This window comes from Nocardia sp. alder85J (assembly GCF_020176955.2).
Taxonomy (GTDB): Bacteria; Actinomycetota; Actinomycetes; order Mycobacteriales; family Mycobacteriaceae; genus Nocardia.
The window spans coordinates 61,083-83,141 of the sequence record NZ_JAIUCZ020000016.1 but is presented as its reverse complement, the minus strand read 5'-3'; the positions used below and the strand labels follow the sequence as shown (position 1 = coordinate 83,141).

The window sequence follows — 22,059 nt, the reverse complement described above, 5'->3', positions numbered from 1 at the left end:
CGGACATGGCCTTCTCCGTCCAGATGCCGGCCCTCGGTGAGAGCGTCACCGAGGGCACTGTGACCAGGTGGCTGAAGCAGGAAGGAGACACGGTCGAGGTCGACGAGCCCCTGCTCGAGGTGTCGACCGACAAGGTCGACACCGAGATCCCGTCCCCCGCCGCCGGTGTGCTGTCCCGCATCGTGGCGAAGGAGGACGACATCGTCGAGGTCGGCGGTGAGCTGGGCGTGATCAGTGGCGCCGACGAGGCCCCTGCGGCCGCTCCGGCCCCGGCCCCGGCCCCCGCGGCCGCGCCTGCCCCGGCCCCCGCACCGCAGGCCCCCGCACCGCAGGCCCCCGCGCCGCAGGCCCCCGCTCCGGCCCCCGCGCCCGCCGCCCCTGCCGCCGCGGCCTCCTCCGGCTCCGGCACCCCGGTGAAGATGCCGGAACTCGGCGAGTCCGTCACGGAGGGCACCGTCACCCGCTGGCTCAAGCAGGTCGGCGATCAGGTCGCCGTCGACGAGCCGCTGCTCGAGGTCTCCACCGACAAGGTCGACACCGAGATCCCGTCGCCGGTCGCCGGCACGCTGCTCGAGATCACCGCCGCCGAGGACGATGTCGTGGCCGTCGGCGGTCAGCTCGGCGTGATCGGCAGCGGTTCCCCTGCCGCCGCTCCGGCTCCGGCCCCCGCGTCCGCCCCCGCTCCCCAGGCCGCCGCCCCGGCTCCTGCGCCCGCCCCGGCCCCCGCACCTGCGCCTGCCCCGGCCCCCGCGCCCGCTCCGGCCCCCGCTGCCGCTCCTGCTCCGGCCCCCGTCGCTACCGCTCCCAAGCCCGCCCCGGCCGCTACCAACGGCGAATCCCCCTACGTCACCCCGCTGGTCCGGAAGCTGGCCGCGGAGAACAACGTGGACCTCTCCTCGCTGAAGGGTTCCGGCGTCGGCGGCCGGATCCGCAAGCAGGACGTGCTGGCCGCCGCCGAGGCGGCCAAGCCCTCCGCGCCCGCCCCGACTCCGGCCCCGGCTGCCGCACCCGCCACCGCCCCGGCGGCCAAGGCCCCGGCCGTCGCATCGGCCGCGCCCGCCGGTGTCCGCCCCGAGTTGCAGCACCTGCGCGGCACGGTCCAGAAGGCCACTCGGATCCGACAGATCACCGCCGTGAAGACCCGCGAGTCGTTGCAGACCACCGCACAGCTGACCCAGACCCACGAGGTCGACGTCACCACGATCGCGGCGCTGCGCACCCGGGCCAAGGACGCCTTCAAGGATCGCGAGGGCGTCAACCTCACCTTCCTGCCGTTCTTCGCCAAGGCCGCGGTCGAGGCGCTGGGTGTGCACCCGAACGTGAACGCCTCGTACAACGAGGACACCAAGGAGATCACCTACCACTCGGCGGTCCACCTCGGCATCGCGGTCGACACCGAGCAGGGCCTGCTGTCCCCGATCATCCACAACGCCAGCGACCTGTCGCTGGCCGGACTGGCCCGCGCGATCGCCGATATCGCCAACCGCGCCCGCAACGGCGGCCTGAAGCCGGACGAGCTGGCCGGCGGCACCTTCACCATCACCAACATCGGCAGCCAGGGCGCGCTGTTCGACACCCCGATCCTGGTGCCGCCGCAGTCGGCGATGCTGGGCACCGGCGCGATCGTGCGCCGCCCGATGGTGGTGGCGGACAACGGCAACGAGTTCATCGGCATCCGCTCGATGTGCTACCTGCCGCTGACCTACGATCACCGCCTCATCGACGGCGCCGACGCCGGTCGCTTCCTCACCACCATCCGGCACCGGCTGGAAGAGGCGGCGTTCGAGGCGGATCTCGGCCTGTAGCAGGCAGATCCGGCCGCGCGGCAAGCGCGGCCGGATCGATCGGCACGTCGCCGGTGGCGACCGGGCGGCACGACAGGCACCGGGTGACCACTCGGTGTGCCGTGGAGCCACCACCAGCGACGGCCTGATCGGCGATCCGGCGCATGACGGCTCCGGCACCTCACCGCCGACACGGGCCTTCGGTATCCAGATTGCCGCGACCCGCGAAATATGCTGGTATCACGGATTTTCCGCAGCAGTCGCGCTCATCCGGCCAGATCGGCACAGCCCGGATACCCGCCGATGCGACTCTTGTCGGCCGTCACCCGGGGCCCAGGAGCGCCCGGCCGAGATCCGGACCACCCGTGGCGGATTCGGGCGCACCGGGCCGCCGGAGGGCCGGGCGCGAAAGTTACGCTGCTGTCGATGAGCAGCACCGAACGCACCGCGCCGACGATCCGGGACGCCCGCGAGGACGATCTCCCGGCGATCCTCGCGATCCACAACGACAACATCGCCGTCTCGACGGCCATCTGGGACGACCAACAGGTCGGGCTGGACGAGCGGCTGGCCTGGTGGAAGTCGCGGACCGCGGCCGGCCATCCGGTCCTGGTCGCCGAGGTCGACGGGCGGGTCGCGGGCTATGCCAGTTACGGGCAGTTCCGGCCGAAGATCGGCTATCGGCACAGCGTCGAGAACTCGGTGTACGTCGCCGACGCCTTCCACCGCCGCGGCATCGCGACCGCGTTGCTGGCCGAACTGGTGGAGCGGGCCCGGCTGTCCGGGACCGCGCACGCGGTGATCGCGGCCATCGAGTCCACCAACACCGTCTCCATCGCCCTGCACGAGAAGTTCGGCTTCCGGACCGTCGGCGTCATGCCGGAGGTGGGCCGCAAATTCGATCGCTGGCTGGATCTCACCCTGATGCAGTTGACGCTGCCGCTGTGACATTGGCGTAACGTCTGGTTCGTGAGCGAGCTGACCGCCCTCGGCGAACCCGCAGAGTTATCCCTGTCGCGGCCCGGCATCTCACCGCCGCCGGTGATCCCGGCCGGTCGGCCCGCGACCGCGTCCGCCCGCTTCGACGACACCCCGCTGATGGTGACGGACCTCGGCCTCCTCGACTACCACCGGGCCTGGGACCTGCAACGCGGCATCGCCGACGAGCGCGCCGAGGGCCACGGCCGGGACCGGCTGCTGTTGCTCGAACACCCCTCGGTGTTCACCGCCGGAAAACGCACCGAACCGGACGACATGCCCGTCGACGGCAGCCCGGTGGTACCGGTGGACCGGGGCGGGAAGATCACCTGGCACGGCCCCGGGCAACTGGTCGGCTATCCGATCGTGCGGCTGGCCGAACCGGTCGACGTCGTCGATTACGTGCGGCGGCTGGAAGAGGCGTTGATCACGGTGTGCACCGGCCTGGGCGTGCGGTGCGGGCGGGTCGAGGGCCGGTCCGGAGTGTGGCTGCCCGCCACCGCGACCCAGCCGCAGCGCAAGGTCGCCGCCATCGGGGTGCGGGTGCAGCGCGGAGTCGCGCTGCACGGCCTGTCGCTGAACGGCAATTCGACGATGGACGGTTTCCGCGCGATCGTGCCCTGCGGTATCCGCGACGCCGGTGTCACCACCCTGACCCGGGAGCTGGGCCGCGACGTCACCGTCGCCGAGCTGAAACCGTTGGTGGCCACCGCTGTCCGGCGCGCCCTCGACGGCGGGCTACCGGTCGCCGACCATCCTGTCGCGCCGGTCACAGCAGGTCCGGGCGGACCGGACGCCGCCACCGGCGGCGAATGATCACGGCGTAGCATCGGTCCGGTGACCTCCGTCGACACCCCGGCACCGCACGGCGCCGCACACAATGCGGCCGCACCCAACGGACGCAAGCTGCTCCGCATCGAGGCTCGCAACGCGGAAACCCCGATCGAGCGCAAACCGTTCTGGATCCGCACCCGCGCGACCATGGGCCCCGAGTACACCGAACTGAAGGGCCTGGTCAAACGCGAAGGGCTGCACACGGTCTGCGAGGAGGCCGGCTGCCCGAACATCTTCGAATGCTGGGAGGACCGCGAGGCCACCTTCCTCATCGGCGGTGAACAGTGCACCCGCCGCTGCGATTTCTGCCAGATCGACACCGGCAAGCCCGCCGCGCTCGATCGCGACGAGCCGCGCCGGGTCGCCGAGAGCGTGCAGGCGATGGGCCTGCGCTACTCGACCGTCACCGGTGTCGCCCGCGACGACCTGCCCGACGGCGGCGCGTGGCTGTACGCGGAGACAGTGCACGCCATCAAGCGACTCAACCCGAACACCGGCGTCGAGTTGCTGATCCCCGACTTCAACGCCGACCCGGCGCAGCTGGCCGAGGTGTTCGCCGCCCGCCCGGAGGTGCTCGCGCACAATCTGGAGACGGTGCCGCGCATCTTCAAGCGCATCCGCCCGGCCTTCCGCTACGAGCGGTCGCTGGCGGTGCTGACCGCCGCCCGCGCGGCGGGCCTGGTCACCAAGTCCAATCTGATCCTCGGCATGGGCGAGACCCCCGACGAGGTCACCCAGGCCATGCGCGACCTGCACGAGGCCGGTTGCGACATCCTGACCATCACGCAGTACCTGCGCCCGTCGCCACGGCACCACCCGGTCGACCGCTGGGTCAAGCCGGAGGAGTTCGTCGAGCACTCCCGCGTCGCCACCGAACTGGGCTTCGCCGGGGTGATGGCCGGGCCGCTGGTCCGCTCCTCCTACCGCGCGGGCCGGCTGTACGCCCAGGCGATGGCCCACCACGGCCGCCCGATCGCCCCCGAGATGGCTCATCTGGCCGCGGCGGGTTCCGCCGCCCAGGAGGCCACCTCGGTCCTCGCCCGCTTCGGTTCCTGACGCGGCTCGACCGGTACCCGCACTCCCCCAGCTCACCGGCGGTGATCTCCGGAAACGGTGACAGCCGGTGGTCCGTGGTGGGAAGCTCGGGTGAACCACTCGTGTCGACTTCGGAGGCGAGTCATGGTCGAGAAGGCGAGCAACGGGGCCGCCGACAGCAGAGCGGCGGCCAACGGCAAGGTGGTGACCGCACAGCGTCCGGCCGACATCCGGAACGTGGCGCTGGTCGGTCACAGCGGCTCCGGTAAGACCACGCTGGTGGAGGCGCTGGCCGTCGCCGCCGGCGCGGTCATCCGGGCCGGTCGGGTCGAGGACGGCACCTCGGTCTCCGACTACGACGACATCGAACAGCGACAACATCGGTCCGTCCAGCTGTCGGTGGTGCCGATCGGCTGGGACGGAATCAAGATAAATCTGCTGGACACTCCCGGATACGCCGATTTCGTCGGGGAGCTGAGGGCCGGTCTGCGCGCCGCGGACGCGGCCCTTTTCGTCGTCTCGGCCGCGGCGGGCGCGACGGGAGTGAGTGGTCAGACCACGGCGCTGTGGGCGGAGTGCGCGGCTGTCGGCATGCCGCGGGCGCTGGTCGTCACCCATCTCGACGCCACCCGCGCCGACTTCGACGAGATGGTCGAGACCTGCCGCGCGATCCTCGGCAGCGGCGCGGCCGAGAGCATGCTGCCGGTGCACCTGCCCGTGTACGGGCCGCCGGGCGCCGACGGACACCGCCCGGTCACCGGCCTGATCGATCTGCTGACCCAGCAGGTGTTCGACTACTCCGCCGGCGCCCACACCCGCACCGAACCGACCGCGGATCAGCTCGCGCAGATCGAATCGGCCCGCGGCCCGCTGATCGAGGGGATCATCGCCGAGAGCGAGGACGAGACCCTGATGGACCGGTATCTCGCGGGCGCGGAGATCGACCCGGCGACGCTGCTCGGCGATCTGGAACGCGCGGTGGCCCGCGGCAGCTTCCACCCGATCCTGATCGCGGCGCCACCGCCGGGCGACGGCCGCGAGGGCCTCGGCACCGTCGAGGTGCTGGACCTCATCACCCGCGGATTCCCCACGCCCGCAGAACATTCCGTCTCGGCGGCGGCACCCGGCGGGACGGCCGCCCCGCTGGCCTGCGATCCGGCCGCGCCGCTGGCCGCGGAGGTGATCCGTACCGCGTCCGATCCCTATGTGGGCCGGGTGTCGCTGGTGCGGGTGTTCTCCGGCACCGTGCATCCGGACGAGACCGTGCACGTCTGCGGCCATCACGCGGCGGACCACGACCGCGATCACGATCTCGACGAACGGATCGGCGCGGTCTCGGCCCCGTTCGGGAAGCAGCAACGGCCGCTCGGCGAGGCCGTCGCGGGCGATATCGCGTATCTCACCAAACTCGGCCACGCCGAGACCGGCGACACCCTCTCGGCCCGGGACACCCCGCTGCTGATCGAGCCGTGGCCGGTGCCGCAGCCGCTGCTCCCGGTGGCGATCCAGGCACACGGCAAGGCCGACGAGGACAAGTTGTCGCAGAGTCTGGCCCGCCTGATCGCCGAGGATCCGACGATCCGGCTGGAACAGAACAGCCACACCCGGCAACTGGTGCTGTGGTGTCTGGGTGAAGCGCATCGCGACGTGGCGCTGGAACGACTGCGGTCCCGGTTCGGGGTGGCCGTCGACGTGATCGAGTATCGGGTGGCGCTGCGGGAGACCTTCGCCGCGGCGGCGTCCGGGCGCGGCCGGCATGTCAAACAGTCCGGCGGGCACGGTCAGTACGCCATCTGCGAGATCGAGGTGCAACCGCTGCCGGAGGGTTCCGGGATCGAATTCGTCGACAAGGTGGTAGGCGGGGTGGTGCCGCGGCAGTTCATCCCGTCGGTGGAGAAGGGTGTGCGAGCCCAGGCCGCGCGCGGCGTGACGGCGGGATATCCGCTGGTGGACGTGCGGGTGACGCTGTCCGACGGCAAGGCGCACTCGGTCGACTCCTCCGACGCCGCCTTCCAGACCGCGGGGGCGCTGGCGCTGCGGGAGGCCGCCGCGGCCGCGCGGATCAGCCTGCTGGAACCGATCGCCGAGGTGCGGGTGACCGTGGCCGACGAGCATGTCGGCACCGTGCTCGGCGATCTGTCCGGCCGTCGGGGCCGGGTGCTCGGCACCGAGCCGATCGGGGCGGGGCACACGGTGATCCGCGCGGAGGTGCCGGAGCTGGAGTTGTCGCGCTACGCCATCGACCTGCGTTCGCTGGCACACGGCGGCGCCGGGTTCACCCGCGCCTACGTACGGCACGAGCCGATGCCCGCCCAGGTGGCCGGCGGGCTGCGCGCGACGTCCGCCGCCGCGACCTGATCCGGGTCGTGCGGGGCCGGATTGATCCGGTTGCGTCCCCGCCGGTGACTGCGCACTATCCTGGGGGCCATGGCAGCAGGTAAGGGCGGTAAGCCGTCGAAGGAAGCGAAGGCCGCGGCGAAAGCGGCGCGCAAGCAGGCGTCGAAGGAGCGTCGCCGCCAGCTGTGGCAGGCGTTCCAGATGCAACGCAAAGAGGACAAGCTGCTGCTGCCGCTGATGATCGGCGCGCTGGTCGGCATCACCGTCGTCGCCTTCGTCATCGGCCTGCTGATCCACCAGCAGTGGGTGCTGCTGCCGCTGGGCCTGGTCGCGGGCGGTCTGGTCGCGTTCGTCATCTTCGGCCGCCGGGTACAGAAGAGCGTCTACGCGAAGGCCGACGGGCAGGCCGGCGCGGCCGCATGGGTGCTGGACAACCTGCAAGGCAAGTGGCGGGTCACCCAGGGTGTGGCCGCGACGACGCAGCTGGACGCGGTACACCGGGTGATCGGGCTGCCGGGCATCGTCCTGGTCGCCGAGGGCTCCCCGACGCGGCTCAAGTCGCTGCTGGCGCAGGAGAAGAAGAAGACCTCCCGGTTGGTCGGCGACACCCCGATCTACGACGTCATCATCGGCAACGGCGACGGCGAGGTGCAGCTGAAGAACCTCCAGCGCTACCTGACCAAGCTGCCGCGCAACATCGACGTCAAGCGCATGGATCAGATCGAGAGCCGGCTGTCGGCCCTGGCCACCCGCGGTGGTCCGGCGATGCCCAAGGGCCCGCTGCCGGCCGGCGCGAAGATGCGGTCCGTGCAGCGCACCATCCGCCGCCGCTGAGCTGTATTGCCGGCCTCCGCTTCGCTTCGGCTGTCGAGGCCCTCGTGACGCCGGGGCTGCCCTCCTCCGGCTCCTCCGCTTCACTCCCCCGCCTCCGTCAGTCCGGGCCCGCCCCGACTGCACCGACGCGCGAAAGGGGCCTGACGAATGCGTTCGACTCCTTTCGCGTCGGGTCAACTCAGCGGGAGCGGACCAAGGCGGTGCCGGTGGCTCGGTCGTGCATGCCGCGGCCGTCGGAGTCGGTGAACAGCGCGGGGATCACGAAGACCAGCAGCGCCTGCCGGGCCAGCGCCCGGACGATGCCGACGCCGCCGGCGGAGTCGATCCGGATGGTGCGCATGCGCAGGAAGTACTGCCCCGGGGTGAAGCCGAACAGGGTGACGGTGGCGACCCCGATGACGAACCAGACCACCAGCGTGAGGGTGTTCAGCGAACCGTTGTGACCGTGCAGGATCAGCGCCGCGATGCCGAGCGAGATGAACCAGTCCACGAACAGCCCGACGATCCGGCGCAGCATCGACACCAGCGAGCCCGCGCCCGTCTTCGGCAGCCCCAGCAGCTCGCCGGGATACTCCGCCCGCGCGTCGTCCGGATCGGCCGCGTTCGGCCCGGACAGCCAGGAACCGGTATTTCGTGCCATACACCCAGCCTAGCCACGCCCGCCCCGGCGACGAGCGGCCGGGACGCGCGGGTGCGCGCGGCACCCGGCACGCACCCAGGTCGAGCATCCGCCGTTACCCGCCCGCGACCCCCGATCCGAAAGGGTTGCGGGCGAAATACTCTCGCGCCGGACGACGGTCACCGCAGGGCCCGCCACCGGGGTTTTCGGGACCTTCACAACCGCTCGGGAGGCGGTAATGGCAGGATAAGCGTGCTGGTCGGGCAACGATCCGCGCTGTGCCCGATTCCGTGCGGAATCGGTGTGCGCCGTGGCTTGCCGACAGCGGCACGTGTAACACTGGCGAAACACGGGCTTGATTGCCGGGAAACACCGCATCCCTAGCGTTCAGCGGCGAAACCCAGCAATCGGCACCTGGCTGGGAACCAATCCGTAAGGAGTACTTAAGTGGCGTTCAGCACGGCCGACGAGGTCATCAAGTACATCAAGGAAGAGGAGGTCGAGTACGTCGACGTTCGGTTCACCGACCTCCCCGGACAGGCGCAGCACTTCTCGATCCCGGCGAAGTCGTTCACGACCGACCTGGCCGAGGAGGGCCTGGCCTTCGACGGTTCCTCGGTACGCGGCTTCCAGTCCATCGACGAGTCGGACATGCTGCTGCTGCCCGACTACACGACCGCCCGGCTGGACCCCTTCCGTGCCGCCAAGACGCTGAACCTGAACTTCTTCGTGCACGACCCGTTCACCCGCGAGTCCTACAGCCGCGACCCGCGTAACGTCGCGCGCAAGGCCGAGGAGTACCTGAAGAGCACCGGCGTCGCCGACACCGCGTACTTCGGCGCCGAGGCGGAGTTCTACATCTTCGACTCGATCCGCTACGACTCGCAGATCAACGGTGCCTTCTACGAGATCGAGTCGGTCTCCGGTTCCTGGAACACCGGTGCCGAGTTCAACCCGGACGGCACCCCGAACCGTGGTTACAAGGTGCGTCCGAAGGGCGGCTACTTCCCGGTCGCGCCGTACGACCACTACGTCGACCTGCGCGACAAGATCGCCACCAACCTGCAGAACGCGGGCTTCGTGCTGGAGCGCGGTCACCACGAGGTGGGCACCGCCGGCCAGGCCGAGATCAACTACAAGTTCAACACCCTGCTGTCGGCTGCCGACGACCTGCAGCTGTTCAAGTACATCGTGAAGAACACCGCGTGGGCCGAGGGCAAGACCGTCACCTTCATGCCGAAGCCGCTGTTCGGTGACAACGGCTCGGGCATGCACGTGCACCAGTCGCTGTGGAAGGACGGCAAGCCGCTGTTCCACGACGAGGCCGGCTACGGCGGCCTGTCGGACCTGGCCCGCTGGTACATCGGTGGCATCCTGCACCACGCGCCGTCGCTGCTGGCGTTCACCAACCCGACCGTGAACTCGTACCACCGCCTGGTGCCGGGCTTCGAGGCCCCCATCAACCTGGTGTACTCGCAGCGCAACCGCTCCGCCGCGGTCCGCATCCCGGTCACCGGCAACAACCCGAAGGCCAAGCGCCTCGAGTTCCGCGCCCCCGACTCCTCGGGCAACCCGTACCTGGCCTTCGCCGCCATGATGATGGCCGGCCTGGACGGCATCAAGAAGAAGATCGAGCCGGCCGCCCCCGTCGACAAGGACCTCTACGAGCTCCCGCCGGAGGAGGCCAAGAACATCCCGCAGGCCCCCACCAGCCTGTCGTCGGTGATCGACCGCCTCGAGGCCGACCACGACTACCTCACCGAGGGCGGCGTGTTCACCGAGGACCTGGTCGAGACCTGGATCCAGCTCAAGCGCGACAACGAGATCGCCCCGGTCAACCTGCGTCCGCACCCCTACGAGTTCGCGCTGTACTACGACGTGTAAATCGTTACGGCGCAACCGCACTCCGGAGCCCCGGCCGAAAACGGCTGGGGCTTCGCCCTTTTCCACCTACCCCGACCCCCCGCCCTCGGAAAGTCCGGTCGCGGGACCGCCCCCGGATCACTACGGTCATACAGGTGAGTTCGCCGTCGGAACCCCCGAATCCGCCACCCGCCGGACCCCCGGCCTCCCCACCGGTCGGATCCGGCCTACCACCCCGCGAACCCACCCTCGGCGAGCACCCCTCGGCGACAACCGGACCCGACCCCACTTCGGCCGACCGCACCGAACGCCTCTCACCCCCGTTCGGCCCGGTACCCCCGTGGAGCACACCCCGCCCCGCTGAGCCCGCCGCGGACTCGTCCACCGAGCGATACGTACCACCCGCAGTCGAACCACCGCCGTGGGAGGGACACCCGTCACCGGCAGGCAAGTCGACCTCGCCGACCGCGACCCCGGCACCCGCCACCGAACCCCCGCCATCGAGCGACCTCACGGCCCAGCCGACCGAACGCCTCCTCCCACCACCGGCACACCCGGCATCGACGGGTCGAAGCCCCTCGGCAACAACCGAATTCATCCCCACCGCAGGCAGGGAACCGGTCTCATCGGCCGAGGCGATCTCGGACACCGAGAAGATCCCGGTACCCGACCACCGATCCACCCCACCTGCCGGTGAACCTCCACTGTCCGCCGCCGGATTCGGACCGCTGAGCGCAGGGACGCCGTCGTCGGACGAGGCGGAAAATACGCCGGCACCGGCGGGCGAGTCCACACCGCCGCCCGGTGAGTACACACCACCTCCCCGTGAATTGCCCGACCCAGCAGCGGGATTCGCGCCGCGGCCGGGCGAGGATTACGCAGCGGCCGGATTGGAACCGCCGCGCGGGGAGAATCCGCCACCGGCAGGAGAATTCGCGCCTACCCCGAGCGGATACCCACCGCCAGGGGGCGGCTCAGCGCCGTCTGGGACGTTCGCCGCCCCGGCAGGCAACCTCACACCGGCACCGGACCAATATCCTTCCTCGCCAAGTGGATTCACACCACCACCGACGGGAAACCCAGCAGCGGGGTTCGTGCCGCCCCCTGGCGGCTATCCACCGGCAGCGGGAGGATATCCCGCACCGCCGAGCGGCTATCCCATGCAGACCGGTGGGTTCATGCCGCCGACGGGCGAATATGCACCCCCAGCAGGCGGATACGCACCGCCCGCAGGCGGATATCCAGAGTCAGCGCCTGGATTCCCACCTCCGGCCGGCGGATACGTGCCGCCGCCGAGTGGCTATCCGCCGCCAGGCACCGCCGGAACACCGGCTGCCGGATATCCCTCGGGCGGGTATCCACCACAGGGCGGGTTCATGCCACCGACGGGTGAGTATCCGGCACCTGCGCCCGGGTTCCCACCTCCGTCGGGTGGATACCAGACGGCGGCAGGCGGATTCACGCCACCGGCCGGCGGGACGACACCCCCGCCGGGTGCACCTGGTGCCCCTGGCTGGCCCACGCCAGGTGGGTATCCGGCACCACACGGGGGATTCGTGCCACCGGCCCCTACGGGCGGACATATCCCGCCTCCGGGCGGATACGCGCCGCCCACCGGCCAATATCCCGCACCCACGACCGGATTTCCACCACCGTCTGGCGGATATCCCGCCACACCAGGCGGATTCACACCGCCGTCGGGTGCGCCTGGAGCACCGGCCGCTGGACCTACGCCGAGTGGGTACCCGGCGCAACCCGGCGGATTCATGCCACGGACGGGCGCGTATCCACCGGTTGCGGGCGGATATGCGCCTTCACCGGGCGGATACTCACCGCCCACCGGCGAAAATCCCGCACCCGCAACCGGATTCCCACTACCGTCCGGCGGATATCCCGCCGCAGCAGGCGGACTCACACCGCCCTCAGACGCACCCGCAACACCGACCGCCGAAGCTCCAGCGGGCGGGTATTCGCCGCCGGTAGGTGGATCTACGCCGCCTGGGGGCGAAATCGCGGTGACGACCGCGTTCACACCACCGGCGAGTGAATACCCCGCACCGGCAGGCGGTCATATATCCACGGGCGAGAACGCAGCCACCGTCGCGTTCACACCACCGGCGAGCACACATCCCGCACCAGAAGGTGGTCTCATACCACCCACGGGAAAGGTGGCATCGACGGTCGCGTTCACACCGCCCGCGAGTGAGCACCCCTCACCGGCAGGCGGTCACACACCACCCACGGGCGAGAACGCAGCGACCCTCGCGTTCACACCGCCCGCGGGCGGATATCCGTCATCGGCAGGTGGTTTCACGCCATCCCCGGGCGAACCCGCGGCGCCGGCAGGTGGGGCCGAGTCCGCCCCGGGTGGGTACGGGCCGGTGGGCGGGTATGCGGCACAGGGAGGTGGAACTGCGCCGCTTCCAGGCGGATACGGCGTGGTGGGCGGGTATCCGGGAGCACCCGGTGGGTATCCCGGGGCGCCGCAGGGCGGGTATCCGGGGCAGCCGTACGGAAGCTTTGTTCCACAGGCTCCGGGCGGGTACGTGGCGCCGACGGGTGCGGGGATGCAGGCTCCGGGTGGGTATCTGCCGCCCGGGACTGGGCAGGCACCGGGGGTCGGGTATGCGCGGCAGGGTGGATATCCGGGGCAGGGGTTCGGCGGGTTCGGCGGGCAGCCGCCGGGTGGGTATCCGCCGCACTTCGGTGGGGCCGGGTACGGGTGGGGTGGGCAGGTGCGGCCGGGGCGGCCCGCGCGGCGGGCGGTGGTGCCCTGGCCGGTGTGGGTGGTCGTCGTGGCGCTCGCCGCGGTGGCGGCGATATCGGTGTTCCTGCGCTGGGTCCAACCGGGTAGCTCACCGAGGATTCCAGCGGCGCTCAGGAATCGGCTGCGGGGCAACGCTTTCAAAATCCACTCACTGCTGGATCTGTCGCAGGCGTGGTCGGTGGCGGTCCTCGTCGCGGCGGGGGTGACCGTGGTGGCCGCGGTGGCGGCCGTGCTGGTCAAGGGTCGCTGGGCGGCCGCGATCGGCGGGCTGGCGGGCCTCGTGACCGGAGTTCTCGCCACGGTCCTGGCGATTCGGGTGCTGCAACGGATCTCGGAGGCGAACGACAGGGTGCATCGGGTGACGCATCTCTCGATGCACGCGGCGGATCCCGCGGTCGGGACGTGGGTCGCGATGGTGGTCGGGGTGCTGGGTGCGGTCGTGGGGCTCGGGGTGTCGATCCGCGCACTCACCGCGCGGCGGAGGTGAGGGCCGCGGTGGGGCTCACCTGGCCGGACGTCGTGCAATCAATGCAAGCCGGACGGCTATAACGCATGGTGGAGGCTGCGGCGGGGTGGGGATCGGCCTAGGGTCGAGGGACAGGTGTTGTCCGTCTCGGAAGGAACCATGGCTACTCCCACCGACTCTCGTCCCGCAGCTGCCTCCGGCCTCTTCGCGCTCGGCGGCGACCGGCCCGTCCATCGGCTGGGGTACGGCTCGATGCAGCTCACCGGGCCCGGGGTGTGGGGGGATCCGAAGGATCCGGACGAGGCCGTGCGGGTGCTGCGGCGGGCGGTCGAGCTCGGTGTCACGCTCATCGACACCGCCGATTCGTACGGGCCGTTCGTCAGCGAGCAGCTGATCAAGCGGGCGTTGCATCCTTATGCCGACGATCTGGTCATCGCGACCAAGGCGGGGCTGAGCCGGCCCGGGCCCGGGGTGTGGCGGCCGCTGGGGCGGCCGGAGTACCTGCGGCAGCAGTTGGAGCTGAGCCTGCGGAATCTGGGGCTGGAGAGCATCGATCTGTACCAGCTGCACCGCATCGATCCTCAGGTGCCGCTGGCCGATCAGGTCGGGGAGCTGACCCTGTTGCAGCAGGAAGGCAAGATCCGGCACATCGGATTGTCGCAGGTGACCGTCGATCAGCTGGCCGCGGCCCGGAAGCTGGCCACCATCGTGTCGGTGCAGAACCTGTACAACCTGACCACCCGCGACGCGGAGAGCGTGCTCGACTACGCCGAGGCCAACGACATCGCGTTCATCCCGTGGTTCCCGATCGCGACCGGCGAGTTGGCCAAGCGCGGCGGGCCGGTGGACACCATCGCCGACGCCCACGACGCCACACCTGCCCAGGTCGCACTGGCCTGGCTGCTGCGGCGGTCCCCCGTGATCCTGCCGATTCCGGGGACCTCGAGCGTGGCGCATCTGGAGGAGAACGTGGCCGCCGCCGGCATCACGCTCGGCGACGACGAGTTCGCGACGCTGTCCGGGGCCACCGCCCCGGCCGGGGAGACCACCGGCCGGCGCTTCCGGTTGCCCAAGCTCGGACACTGAAAGTCACCGGCGCCCGGCAGCATTCGCTGCCGGGCGGGCGGAACCCGCGGTCGGGCCCCCGAACGCATCGGACCTCGGGCGTGCCGCGGCCTCGGAACTCAGGACCGCCGGCGTGCCGGGGTCTCGGAACTCAGGACCGCCGGCGTGCCGGGGTCTCGGAACTCAGGCCCGTTCCGGGGCCGGGAAGAAGCCCGAGGCGATGAACGTGTCGACGTAGCGGTCCAGCACCGTCTCGTCGACCGCCGGTCGGTGGATGCCGCGGTCGGCGAGGGCGGCGCTGGTGGCGGTGTCGTCGATCGCCACGGTCGTGGTGCCGTAGCTGCCGCCGAGCAGCGCCGCGCGGACCAGTGAATCGTCGCCGCCGGCCTCGCGGGCGGCGGCCTCGGCGGCGAGCCGGGTGGCGATCTCCTCGAATTCCGCCGTGTCGACGCGTAATCCGTTGCGACGCAGGCTCTCGCACACCGCCGCGATCGGGACGGGCTCCGTGTTGACCAGGTGGTGCACGCCGACCGCCGGATGCAGCGCCAGTGTCACCACCGCGGCGGCCACATAGTTCACCGGCACCAGCGCGATCGCGGCCGTCCCGACCTCGGGGGCCAGGCCCAGCACCGCGACCGCGCGGATCATGTTCCAGAACGAGTCGTCCGGGCTGTTCACCCCGATGTGCGAATCACCGGACACGGTGCCGGGACGATAGATCCCGATCGGCAGACCGCGCGCACCGGCCGCCCGGACCAGTTGCTCGGCCACCCATTTGCTCGCGACGTAGCCGTTGCCGGACACCGCCGACACCGGCAGCTCCAGATCCTCCCAGGCCACGAAATCGACTGCGGGAGTGGCAGGAACGACAGCGTTGACGGTGGAGACGAAGTGGAACGGTTTGACCCGCCCGGTGGTGGCCAGCCGCAGCAGTTCCCGGGTGCCCGAGACGTTCGCCGCACGCAACCGCTGGTAGGGCTCCAAGTGGTTGACCCGAGCGCCGTTGTGCACGATCAGGTCGATGCGCTCGGTGAGCCGGGCGTAGTCGGTGTCGGACAGACCCAGTCGCGGCGCCGCCAGATCCGCGGGCAGCGCGACGATCCGCCCCTCACCGCTGTCGTCCCAGATTCGGTAGTGCGACAACGTATCCCGAATCCGGGCTCGGGCCTGCTGCGGGGAATCGGCCCGCACCGGGCACCACACCCGGGCCTCGGTGCGGGTCAGCAGTTCCCGCAGCAGATGCGCGCCGACGAATCCCGTTGCGCCGGTGAGCAGAACGTCCAGCGGAGCGCCGGGCAGCGCCGGAGCCGCTGCGGCCGGATCGATATCGCCGTCGAGCACGGCATCGGCGGCGAGAATCGCGGCCGGGCTGCGGGGTTCGGCCGGACGGTCGCCACGGTCCAGGCGTGCCGCGAGATCACGCACGACCGGGTCGGTGAACAGGGTCGCCATCGGCAGATCGATGTGCAACCGCTCCGACAGCGCTCGTTGCACGGTGAACACCGACAGCGAGGTACCGCCGAGATCGAAGAAGTTGTCCTCGGACCCGACCCGGTCCAGGCCGAGCACCTCGGCATAGGCGGCCGCGACGGCCGCTTCGGTAGGTGTCGCCGGAGCGACGAAATCGCGCTGCTCGAACACCGGCTGCGGCAACGCGGCCCGGTTCAGCTTCCCACTGTCGTTGGTGGGGAACGCATCCAGCACCACGACTGCCGACGGCACCAGGTACGACGGCAGCAGTTGCGCCAGCCGGCGGCGCAATTCGGCGGTGTCGAGGTCACCGGCAGGATCGGAATGCTCCACGACGGCGGGATCGGGGCGACCGGGGTCGGTGACCACCGGGACCACGTACGCGACCAACTGATCGCCGGTCGGTGTGGCGGCGACCACGGCCACCGCCTGCGCGATCGACCGCTGCGCCAGCAATGCCGCCTCGACCTCGCCGAGTTCGATGCGGTGGCCGCGGATCTTCGCCTGGAAGTCGGTGCGGCCCAGGTATTCCAGTACGCCGTCGGCGCGGCGGCGGACCAGGTCGCCGGTGCGGTACATGCGGGTGCCCGGCGGGCCGTACGGGTCGGCGACGAAACGGTCGGCGGTGAGGTCGGGGCGGCGGACGTAGCCGCGGGCCAGTTGGTCGCCGGCCAGGTACAGTTCGCCGACCGCACCGGCGGGGCTCGGGTGCAGCCGGTCGTCCAGCACCTGGGTGCGGGAATTCCATTGCGGCACACCGATCGGCACGGTGAGGGTGTCGGTGTCCGAGGCGCGGTGGTGGGTGATCGAGACCGCCGCCTCGGTGGGGCCGTACAGGTTGTGCAGGCGCGCCGCGGCGGCCTGCGCGAACTTCGCGACGGCGGCGGGGGGCAGTGCCTCGCCGATGACGAAAACGTCACGCAGCGTGGTCAATTGCCGCGGCTGCGCCGAGGCCAGGAACACCTGCAACACCGAGGGCACGAAGTCGGTGACCGTCACCGCGTGTGCCGCGACGAGTTCGGCGATGTACCCGGGATCGCGCTGGCCGCCGGCCGCGGCCAGCACCAGCCGGGCGCCCGCGCGCAACGGCAGGAACCAGCCCCACAGCGAGACGTCGAAGGTGGTCGCGGTCTTCTGCAAATAGACGTCGGCGGGACCGAATTCGTACTGCGCGGCCATCCATGCCATCTGGTTGGCGATGGCGCGATGGGAGACGGCCACCCCCTTGGGGCGACCGGTGGAGCCGGAGGTGAACAGCACGTACGCCGGATGCTGCGGCCGCAGCGGGGACACGAGTTCGTCCGCGGTGACCGGGGAATCGGACAGCGCCGACAGGTCCAGCATGTCGACGGTGTGTACCGGCGGCCCCGGTACCGGGAAGGGGCTGTCGGCGGTGGTCAGCACACACGCGGGCGCGGCCGTCGCCAGGACGTGACCGATGCGCCCGGCCGGATGCTCCGGATCCACCGGCAGATACGCGCCACCCGCGGTGAGCACCGCGTAGATCGCCACCACCAGGTCGATCGACCGCGGCATGCCCAGCACCACCACGGATTCCGGGCCGACGCCCAGCCCGATCAGATAGCGGGCCAGCCGGTTCACCCGGGCGTCGAACGCCCGGTAGGTCAGCGTCGCCGTCCCGTCCACCAGCGCGACGGCCTCCGGGTGCGCGGCCACGGCACGGCGGTACCCGTCGAGCAGCAACCCGTCCGGCAGCGGATGGTCGCCGCCGCCGGCCGCGGCCCGCAGCGCCGCGTGCTCGGCGGCGGTCAGCAGGTCGATATCGCCGATCGGCCGGTCCGGCGCGGCGGTGACGGCGGTGAGCAGCCGCACGAAACGGTCGGCGAGCCCGGCGACGGTGGCCTCGTCGAACAGGTCGGTGGCGTAGGTGAACCGCAGCGGCCACGGCCGGTCGGCCGGTCCCGGCAGGACGGTCAGTTGCAGATCGAATTTCGCGACGGGACTGTCGAATTCGACCTGCGCCACACTCAGATCCCCGAGTTCCAGCGCCGCCCCCGCGAGATTCTGGAAGAACAGCGCCACCTGGAACAACGGATGATGCGCCGGCGACCGATCCGGCGCCAGCACCTCCACCAGTTGCTCGAACGGCAGGTCGGCGTGCCCGAAGGCGGCCAGATCCCGATCACGGGTGGTGGCGATCGACGCGGTGAACGACATCGCGGTGTCGATCCGCGTCCGCAGCGCGACCGTGTTCACGAACATGCCGATCAGATCGGCTGTTTCGGGTTCGTCGCGCCCCGCCACCGGAGTGCCGATCACGACGTCACCGCTGCCGGTGACCCGGGCCAGCAGCGCTGCCAGCGCCGCGTGCACCACCATGAACTCGGTGGCATTACCCGCCGCCGCCAACTCCCCCACCCGGGCGGCCACCGCCGCGGGCAGGTCGAACGAATACGTCTGTCCCGCACCGGAAGCCACCGGCGGCCGCGGCCGATCGGCGGGCAGCTCCACCCGCTGCGGCGCCCCGGCCAGCTCCTCGGTCCAGAAGCCGATCTGCCGCGCCGCCCACGACTGCGGATCCGCCGCCGCGCCGAGCAACTCACGTTGCCACACACTGTAATCCGCGTACTGCACCGGCAGCGGCGTCCACTGCGGCGCCACTCCCGCACTGCGCGCGGCATACGCCGTCATCAGATCCCGGGTCAGCGGCGCCAGGGACCACCCGTCCACCGCGATGTGATGCGCGACCAGCGACAACACATGTTCCGCGGCAACGGCACCGCCGGTGGAGCGCGGCACGGCAGCGGAACCACTGCCTGGTGCCGACGCGTCGCCACCACGACCACCGGCCCGGTTCGCGCTGCTCTCATCGACTTGCGCCGCGGCGGATCCGGTCGCCGAAACACCGGCCCGCACGACACCACTGTCCTCGACCCGGGCAGTCTCAGCAGCATCGGCCCGCATCGCGGCACTGCCGACCGCCGCCGACGCATGTGCCCCGGCCTCCCGGCCCCCCTGCCCGGTATCGACATCCGTGCGCGGCAACGCGTACAGGTTGATGCGCAGCGGAACGTCCACGGTCACATCGAATCCCGTGGTGGCGTCGGTGGCGATGCGGGCGAGCAGGTCGTGCTCGTCCCGGACCGGCACCGGGGTCAGGCCGGGGTCGGCCGGGTCCAGAATCCGTTGCACCGCATCGTGTCCGTCGCGCGGGTAGATCGTGCGCAGCACCTCGTGGCGGACGATCAGGTCGGCGACGGCCGCGTTCAGGGCGGATATGTCGAGCGGGCCGGTGAGGCGGATCGCTACCGGCACGTTGTTCAGCGCCGACGCGGTGTCGAACTGGTTCAGCAGCCACATCCGGTACTGCGGTGGCGACAGCGGGATCGTCTCCCCCGCACCCCGGTCACGGGCGACCAGCCGCGGGCGCACCGAGCCCACGGGCCCCAGCGCCGTGACCGCCGTCGCGAGCGCCTCGACCGTCGGCGCCTCGAACAGCACGCGGGCCGGGAAGTCCGTGCCGGTCGCGGCCCGGATGCGGGCGGCCGCCTGGGTGGCCGCGAGCGAATTGCCGCCGAGGGTGAAGAAGTCGTCGTCCAGGCCGACGCGGGTGACCTGGAGCAGATCGGCGAACACCTCGGCGACGAGGCGCTGCACCGGGTCGGCGGGCGCGCGATAGGCGGCCATCGCGAGGTCCGGGGCGGGGAGGGCAGCGCGGTCGAGTTTGCCGACGGGGGTGAGCGGGATGTGGTCCAGCACCGTGATCGAGGCGGGCACCATGTAGGCGGGCAGCGCCCGCGCGGCGGCGGTCAGCAGGGCCGCGGTGTCGACGGTCGCGCCGGGCGCGGGCAGCACGTGCGCCACCAGCACGGTCGCGCCGGTGGGCCCGGTATGCGCCACGGTGGCGGCGAAATCGACGCCCGGATGCGCGGCGAGCACCGCATCGATCTCACCGAGTTCGATGCGGAAACCGCGCAACTTCACCTGGAAGTCGTTGCGGCCCGCGTACTGCACGCCCGCCGGCGTCTCCCGGCCCAGATCGCCGGTGCGATAGGCGCGGCTGCCGGGCGGGCCGAACGGATCGGCGACGAAGCGGGTGGCGGTGAGTCCGGGCCGGCGATGGTAGCCGCGGGCCACCCCCGCCCCCGCCAGATACAACTCGCCGACGTCACCCGGGACGGACCGGTGCAGCCGGGTGTCCAGGATCCGGGTGGCCATGCCGCGGAGGGCGGCGCCGAGGGTGATCGGATCACCGGGCGCCAGCGGCTCGCCCACCGACATGATGATGGTGGCCTCGGTGGGCCCGTACACGTTGCGGAACCGGCGTCCGCCGGTCGCCCAGCGGTTGACCAGGTCCGGCGCCCACGCCTCGCCGCCGATCGCGAGACTCTCCAGATCGTCGAGCCCGGCCGGATCCATCGAGGCGACCGCCGCCGGAGTGAGGAACGCGTGGGTGATCCGCCGGGTGCGGAGCAGTCCGGCCAGTTCGGCGCCGCCGTACACCTCGGTCGGCGCGATCACCATCGTCGCGCCCGCGCCGCAGGCCAGCAGCAGTTCCAGCATCGAGGCGTCGAAGCTGGGCGAGGCGAAGTGCAGGGTGCGCGAACTCTCGGACACCCCGTAGCGCTCACGTTGTTCGATACACACGCCCCGGAGGCCGGTGTGGCTCACCACGACGCCCTTGGGCAGACCGGTCGAACCCGACGTGTAGATCAGATAGGCCGCGTCGTCACCGCGCAGCGGCCGCACCCGATCGGCGTTGACGACCAGATCGTCGGGAAAGCGGCGGCGGGCCTCCTCGAAATCCGGATCGTCGAGCACCAGCCAGTCCGGGGCGCCGGGCAGCGCCGGACGCGCGGCCGCGACGGTGAGACCGAGCACCGCCCCGGAATCCTCGGCCATCCGCGCCACCCGGGCGGGCGGATAGTTCGGGTCGATCGGCACGAATGCCGCGCCGGACTTGGCCACGGCCCACACCGCGGCCACCGACCACACCGAGCGCGGGATGCCGAGGGCGACCACATCCTCCGGTCCGATCCCGCGGGCGATCAGCAGCCGCGCCAGCCGGGTCGACCAGCTGTCCAGTTCGGCGTAGGTCATCGACCGTTCGGCGTCGGTGACGGCGAGGCCGTCCGGATTGCGCTCGACGGCGGCGGCGAGCAGGTGCGGGAGCGTGGTGACGGCGGGGGTGCGGCGGCGTACCGGGCGGGTCCTGACCGCCGCCGCGCGCCGATCCTGCCCGTAACCCACGTCCGCCATGCATCGACCTCCACGCTCACTACCACGACCTCGCCCGAATCGACCCCGCCGGGCGATACACCGACATGCAAACATCCACTGCGAATCAAACAGCTCGAACGCAGTCAACGCCAGTCGGCGTGGGCCGGGTACCCCCCTTTTCCATCAAGAGAAACCGATCGGGGTGGATTCACAGCTGTCTCACACCTGACGGTGATGTGAAAACGACTGCGGTACAACGGGAGCGGGGCGGCGGCGCAAGTGCGTCAGAGATACGGGTGGTGGCCCATCGAGGCACTGAACACGGAGGCGGGGCGGCGGCCGGCCGCCAGATTGACCCGCTCCTGCGGGGTGAGCACGTGCCGGGAGTACATCCGGCGAGCGCGATCGCGCAGCGCGGCCAGCAGTTGGGCACGGGACGGGGCATGGACGGCGAACATGGCAGGGACTCCTCGCGAGGACGGTGACCGCGCCGGCACGAGCCGGCGCGGGCGGATGACAAACAGGTCGGCCGGCAGGCCGACCGCGCAACACGTCACGGAAACGAGGACAGCGTCCCGATCCGGGTGTGACGACGAGTCCGGCCGACCGGCAACGGTCTTCGGGCACCCATCGCGACTCCTTCTCGGCCTCTTCCCTGGTGGGGCGGAATGTCCATTCTTGCATTGAATTACCCGCAGCGTCGCCCAGAGTTCATGAAAAGTTCACCAATATTTGCCTCCTGATCGGGGCAGAAACGTAAACGACCAGGTCACGGCCGTTGTCGAGGCTCGCGTGCGGCGGACGAAAAATGCTGTGACACCGGCGA

Annotated in this window: 12 protein-coding genes; 9 read left to right on the top strand and 3 right to left on the bottom strand. The window is 71.0% G+C overall.

Annotation, left to right across the window (positions count from 1 at the left end; genetic code table 11):
- The first annotated feature begins 5 nt into the window (after positions 1 to 5).
- The 6 genes from sucB to LBW94_RS40760 all read left to right on the top strand — a co-directional run bounded on the left by sucB (position 6) and on the right by LBW94_RS40760 (position 7,802).
- Entirely contained in the window at positions 6 to 1,805 is a 1,800-nt protein-coding gene (gene sucB, locus LBW94_RS40785; RefSeq protein WP_225059848.1) for a 2-oxoglutarate dehydrogenase, E2 component, dihydrolipoamide succinyltransferase, read from the top strand.
- 405 nt (positions 1,806 to 2,210) lie between these two features.
- Positions 2,211 to 2,732: a GNAT family N-acetyltransferase gene (locus LBW94_RS40780; protein WP_225059849.1), complete on the top strand. Its 522-nt coding sequence runs from the start codon at positions 2,211 to 2,213 to the stop codon at positions 2,730 to 2,732.
- Between the two features lie 96 nt (positions 2,733 to 2,828).
- Positions 2,829 to 3,578, top strand: a complete 750-nt coding sequence (gene lipB, locus LBW94_RS40775) for a lipoyl(octanoyl) transferase LipB (RefSeq protein WP_266273350.1) — start codon at positions 2,829 to 2,831, stop codon at positions 3,576 to 3,578.
- Positions 3,579 to 3,599: 21 nt separating this feature from the next.
- Positions 3,600 to 4,652, top strand: a complete 1,053-nt coding sequence (lipA, locus tag LBW94_RS40770) for a lipoyl synthase (protein WP_225059851.1) — start codon at positions 3,600 to 3,602, stop codon at positions 4,650 to 4,652.
- Between the two features lie 123 nt (positions 4,653 to 4,775).
- A complete protein-coding gene (locus LBW94_RS40765) occupies positions 4,776 to 6,989 on the top strand; it encodes an elongation factor G-like protein EF-G2 (protein ID WP_225059852.1) in 2,214 nt (737 codons plus the stop codon).
- 69 nt (positions 6,990 to 7,058) lie between these two features.
- Complete coding sequence (locus LBW94_RS40760) at positions 7,059 to 7,802, top strand: DUF4191 domain-containing protein (RefSeq protein WP_225059853.1); 744 nt, start codon at positions 7,059 to 7,061, stop codon at positions 7,800 to 7,802.
- Positions 7,803 to 7,980: 178 nt separating this feature from the next.
- Here the strand turns inward: LBW94_RS40760 and LBW94_RS40755 are convergent, their stop codons facing one another.
- Positions 7,981 to 8,442 carry an RDD family protein gene (locus tag LBW94_RS40755; protein ID WP_225059854.1) on the bottom strand — a complete coding sequence of 154 codons (462 nt, stop codon included), beginning with the start codon at positions 8,440 to 8,442 and terminating at the stop codon, positions 7,981 to 7,983.
- A gap of 426 nt (positions 8,443 to 8,868) precedes the next feature.
- Here LBW94_RS40755 and glnA point away from each other — a divergent pair, with 426 nt between their 5' ends.
- The 3 genes from glnA (at position 8,869) to LBW94_RS40740 (ending at position 14,603) form a co-directional block, all read left to right on the top strand.
- Complete coding sequence (glnA, locus tag LBW94_RS40750) at positions 8,869 to 10,305, top strand: type I glutamate--ammonia ligase (protein WP_225059855.1); 1,437 nt, start codon at positions 8,869 to 8,871, stop codon at positions 10,303 to 10,305.
- Positions 10,306 to 12,851: 2,546 nt separating this feature from the next.
- Positions 12,852 to 13,538 carry a hypothetical protein gene (locus LBW94_RS40745; RefSeq protein ID WP_225059856.1) on the top strand — a complete coding sequence of 229 codons (687 nt, stop codon included), beginning with the start codon at positions 12,852 to 12,854 and terminating at the stop codon, positions 13,536 to 13,538.
- A 138-nt stretch (positions 13,539 to 13,676) separates the two neighbouring features.
- Positions 13,677 to 14,603, top strand: a complete 927-nt coding sequence (locus LBW94_RS40740) for an aldo/keto reductase (protein ID WP_225059857.1) — start codon at positions 13,677 to 13,679, stop codon at positions 14,601 to 14,603.
- Between the two features lie 162 nt (positions 14,604 to 14,765).
- Here LBW94_RS40740 and LBW94_RS40735 read toward each other — a convergent pair whose 3' ends face one another.
- Complete coding sequence (locus LBW94_RS40735) at positions 14,766 to 21,272, bottom strand: non-ribosomal peptide synthetase (RefSeq protein ID WP_225059858.1); 6,507 nt, start codon at positions 21,270 to 21,272, stop codon at positions 14,766 to 14,768.
- A 245-nt stretch (positions 21,273 to 21,517) separates the two neighbouring features.
- Positions 21,518 to 21,691: a hypothetical protein gene (locus LBW94_RS40730; protein ID WP_225059859.1), complete on the bottom strand. Its 174-nt coding sequence runs from the start codon at positions 21,689 to 21,691 to the stop codon at positions 21,518 to 21,520.
- Positions 21,692 to 22,059: the final 368 nt, after the last annotated feature.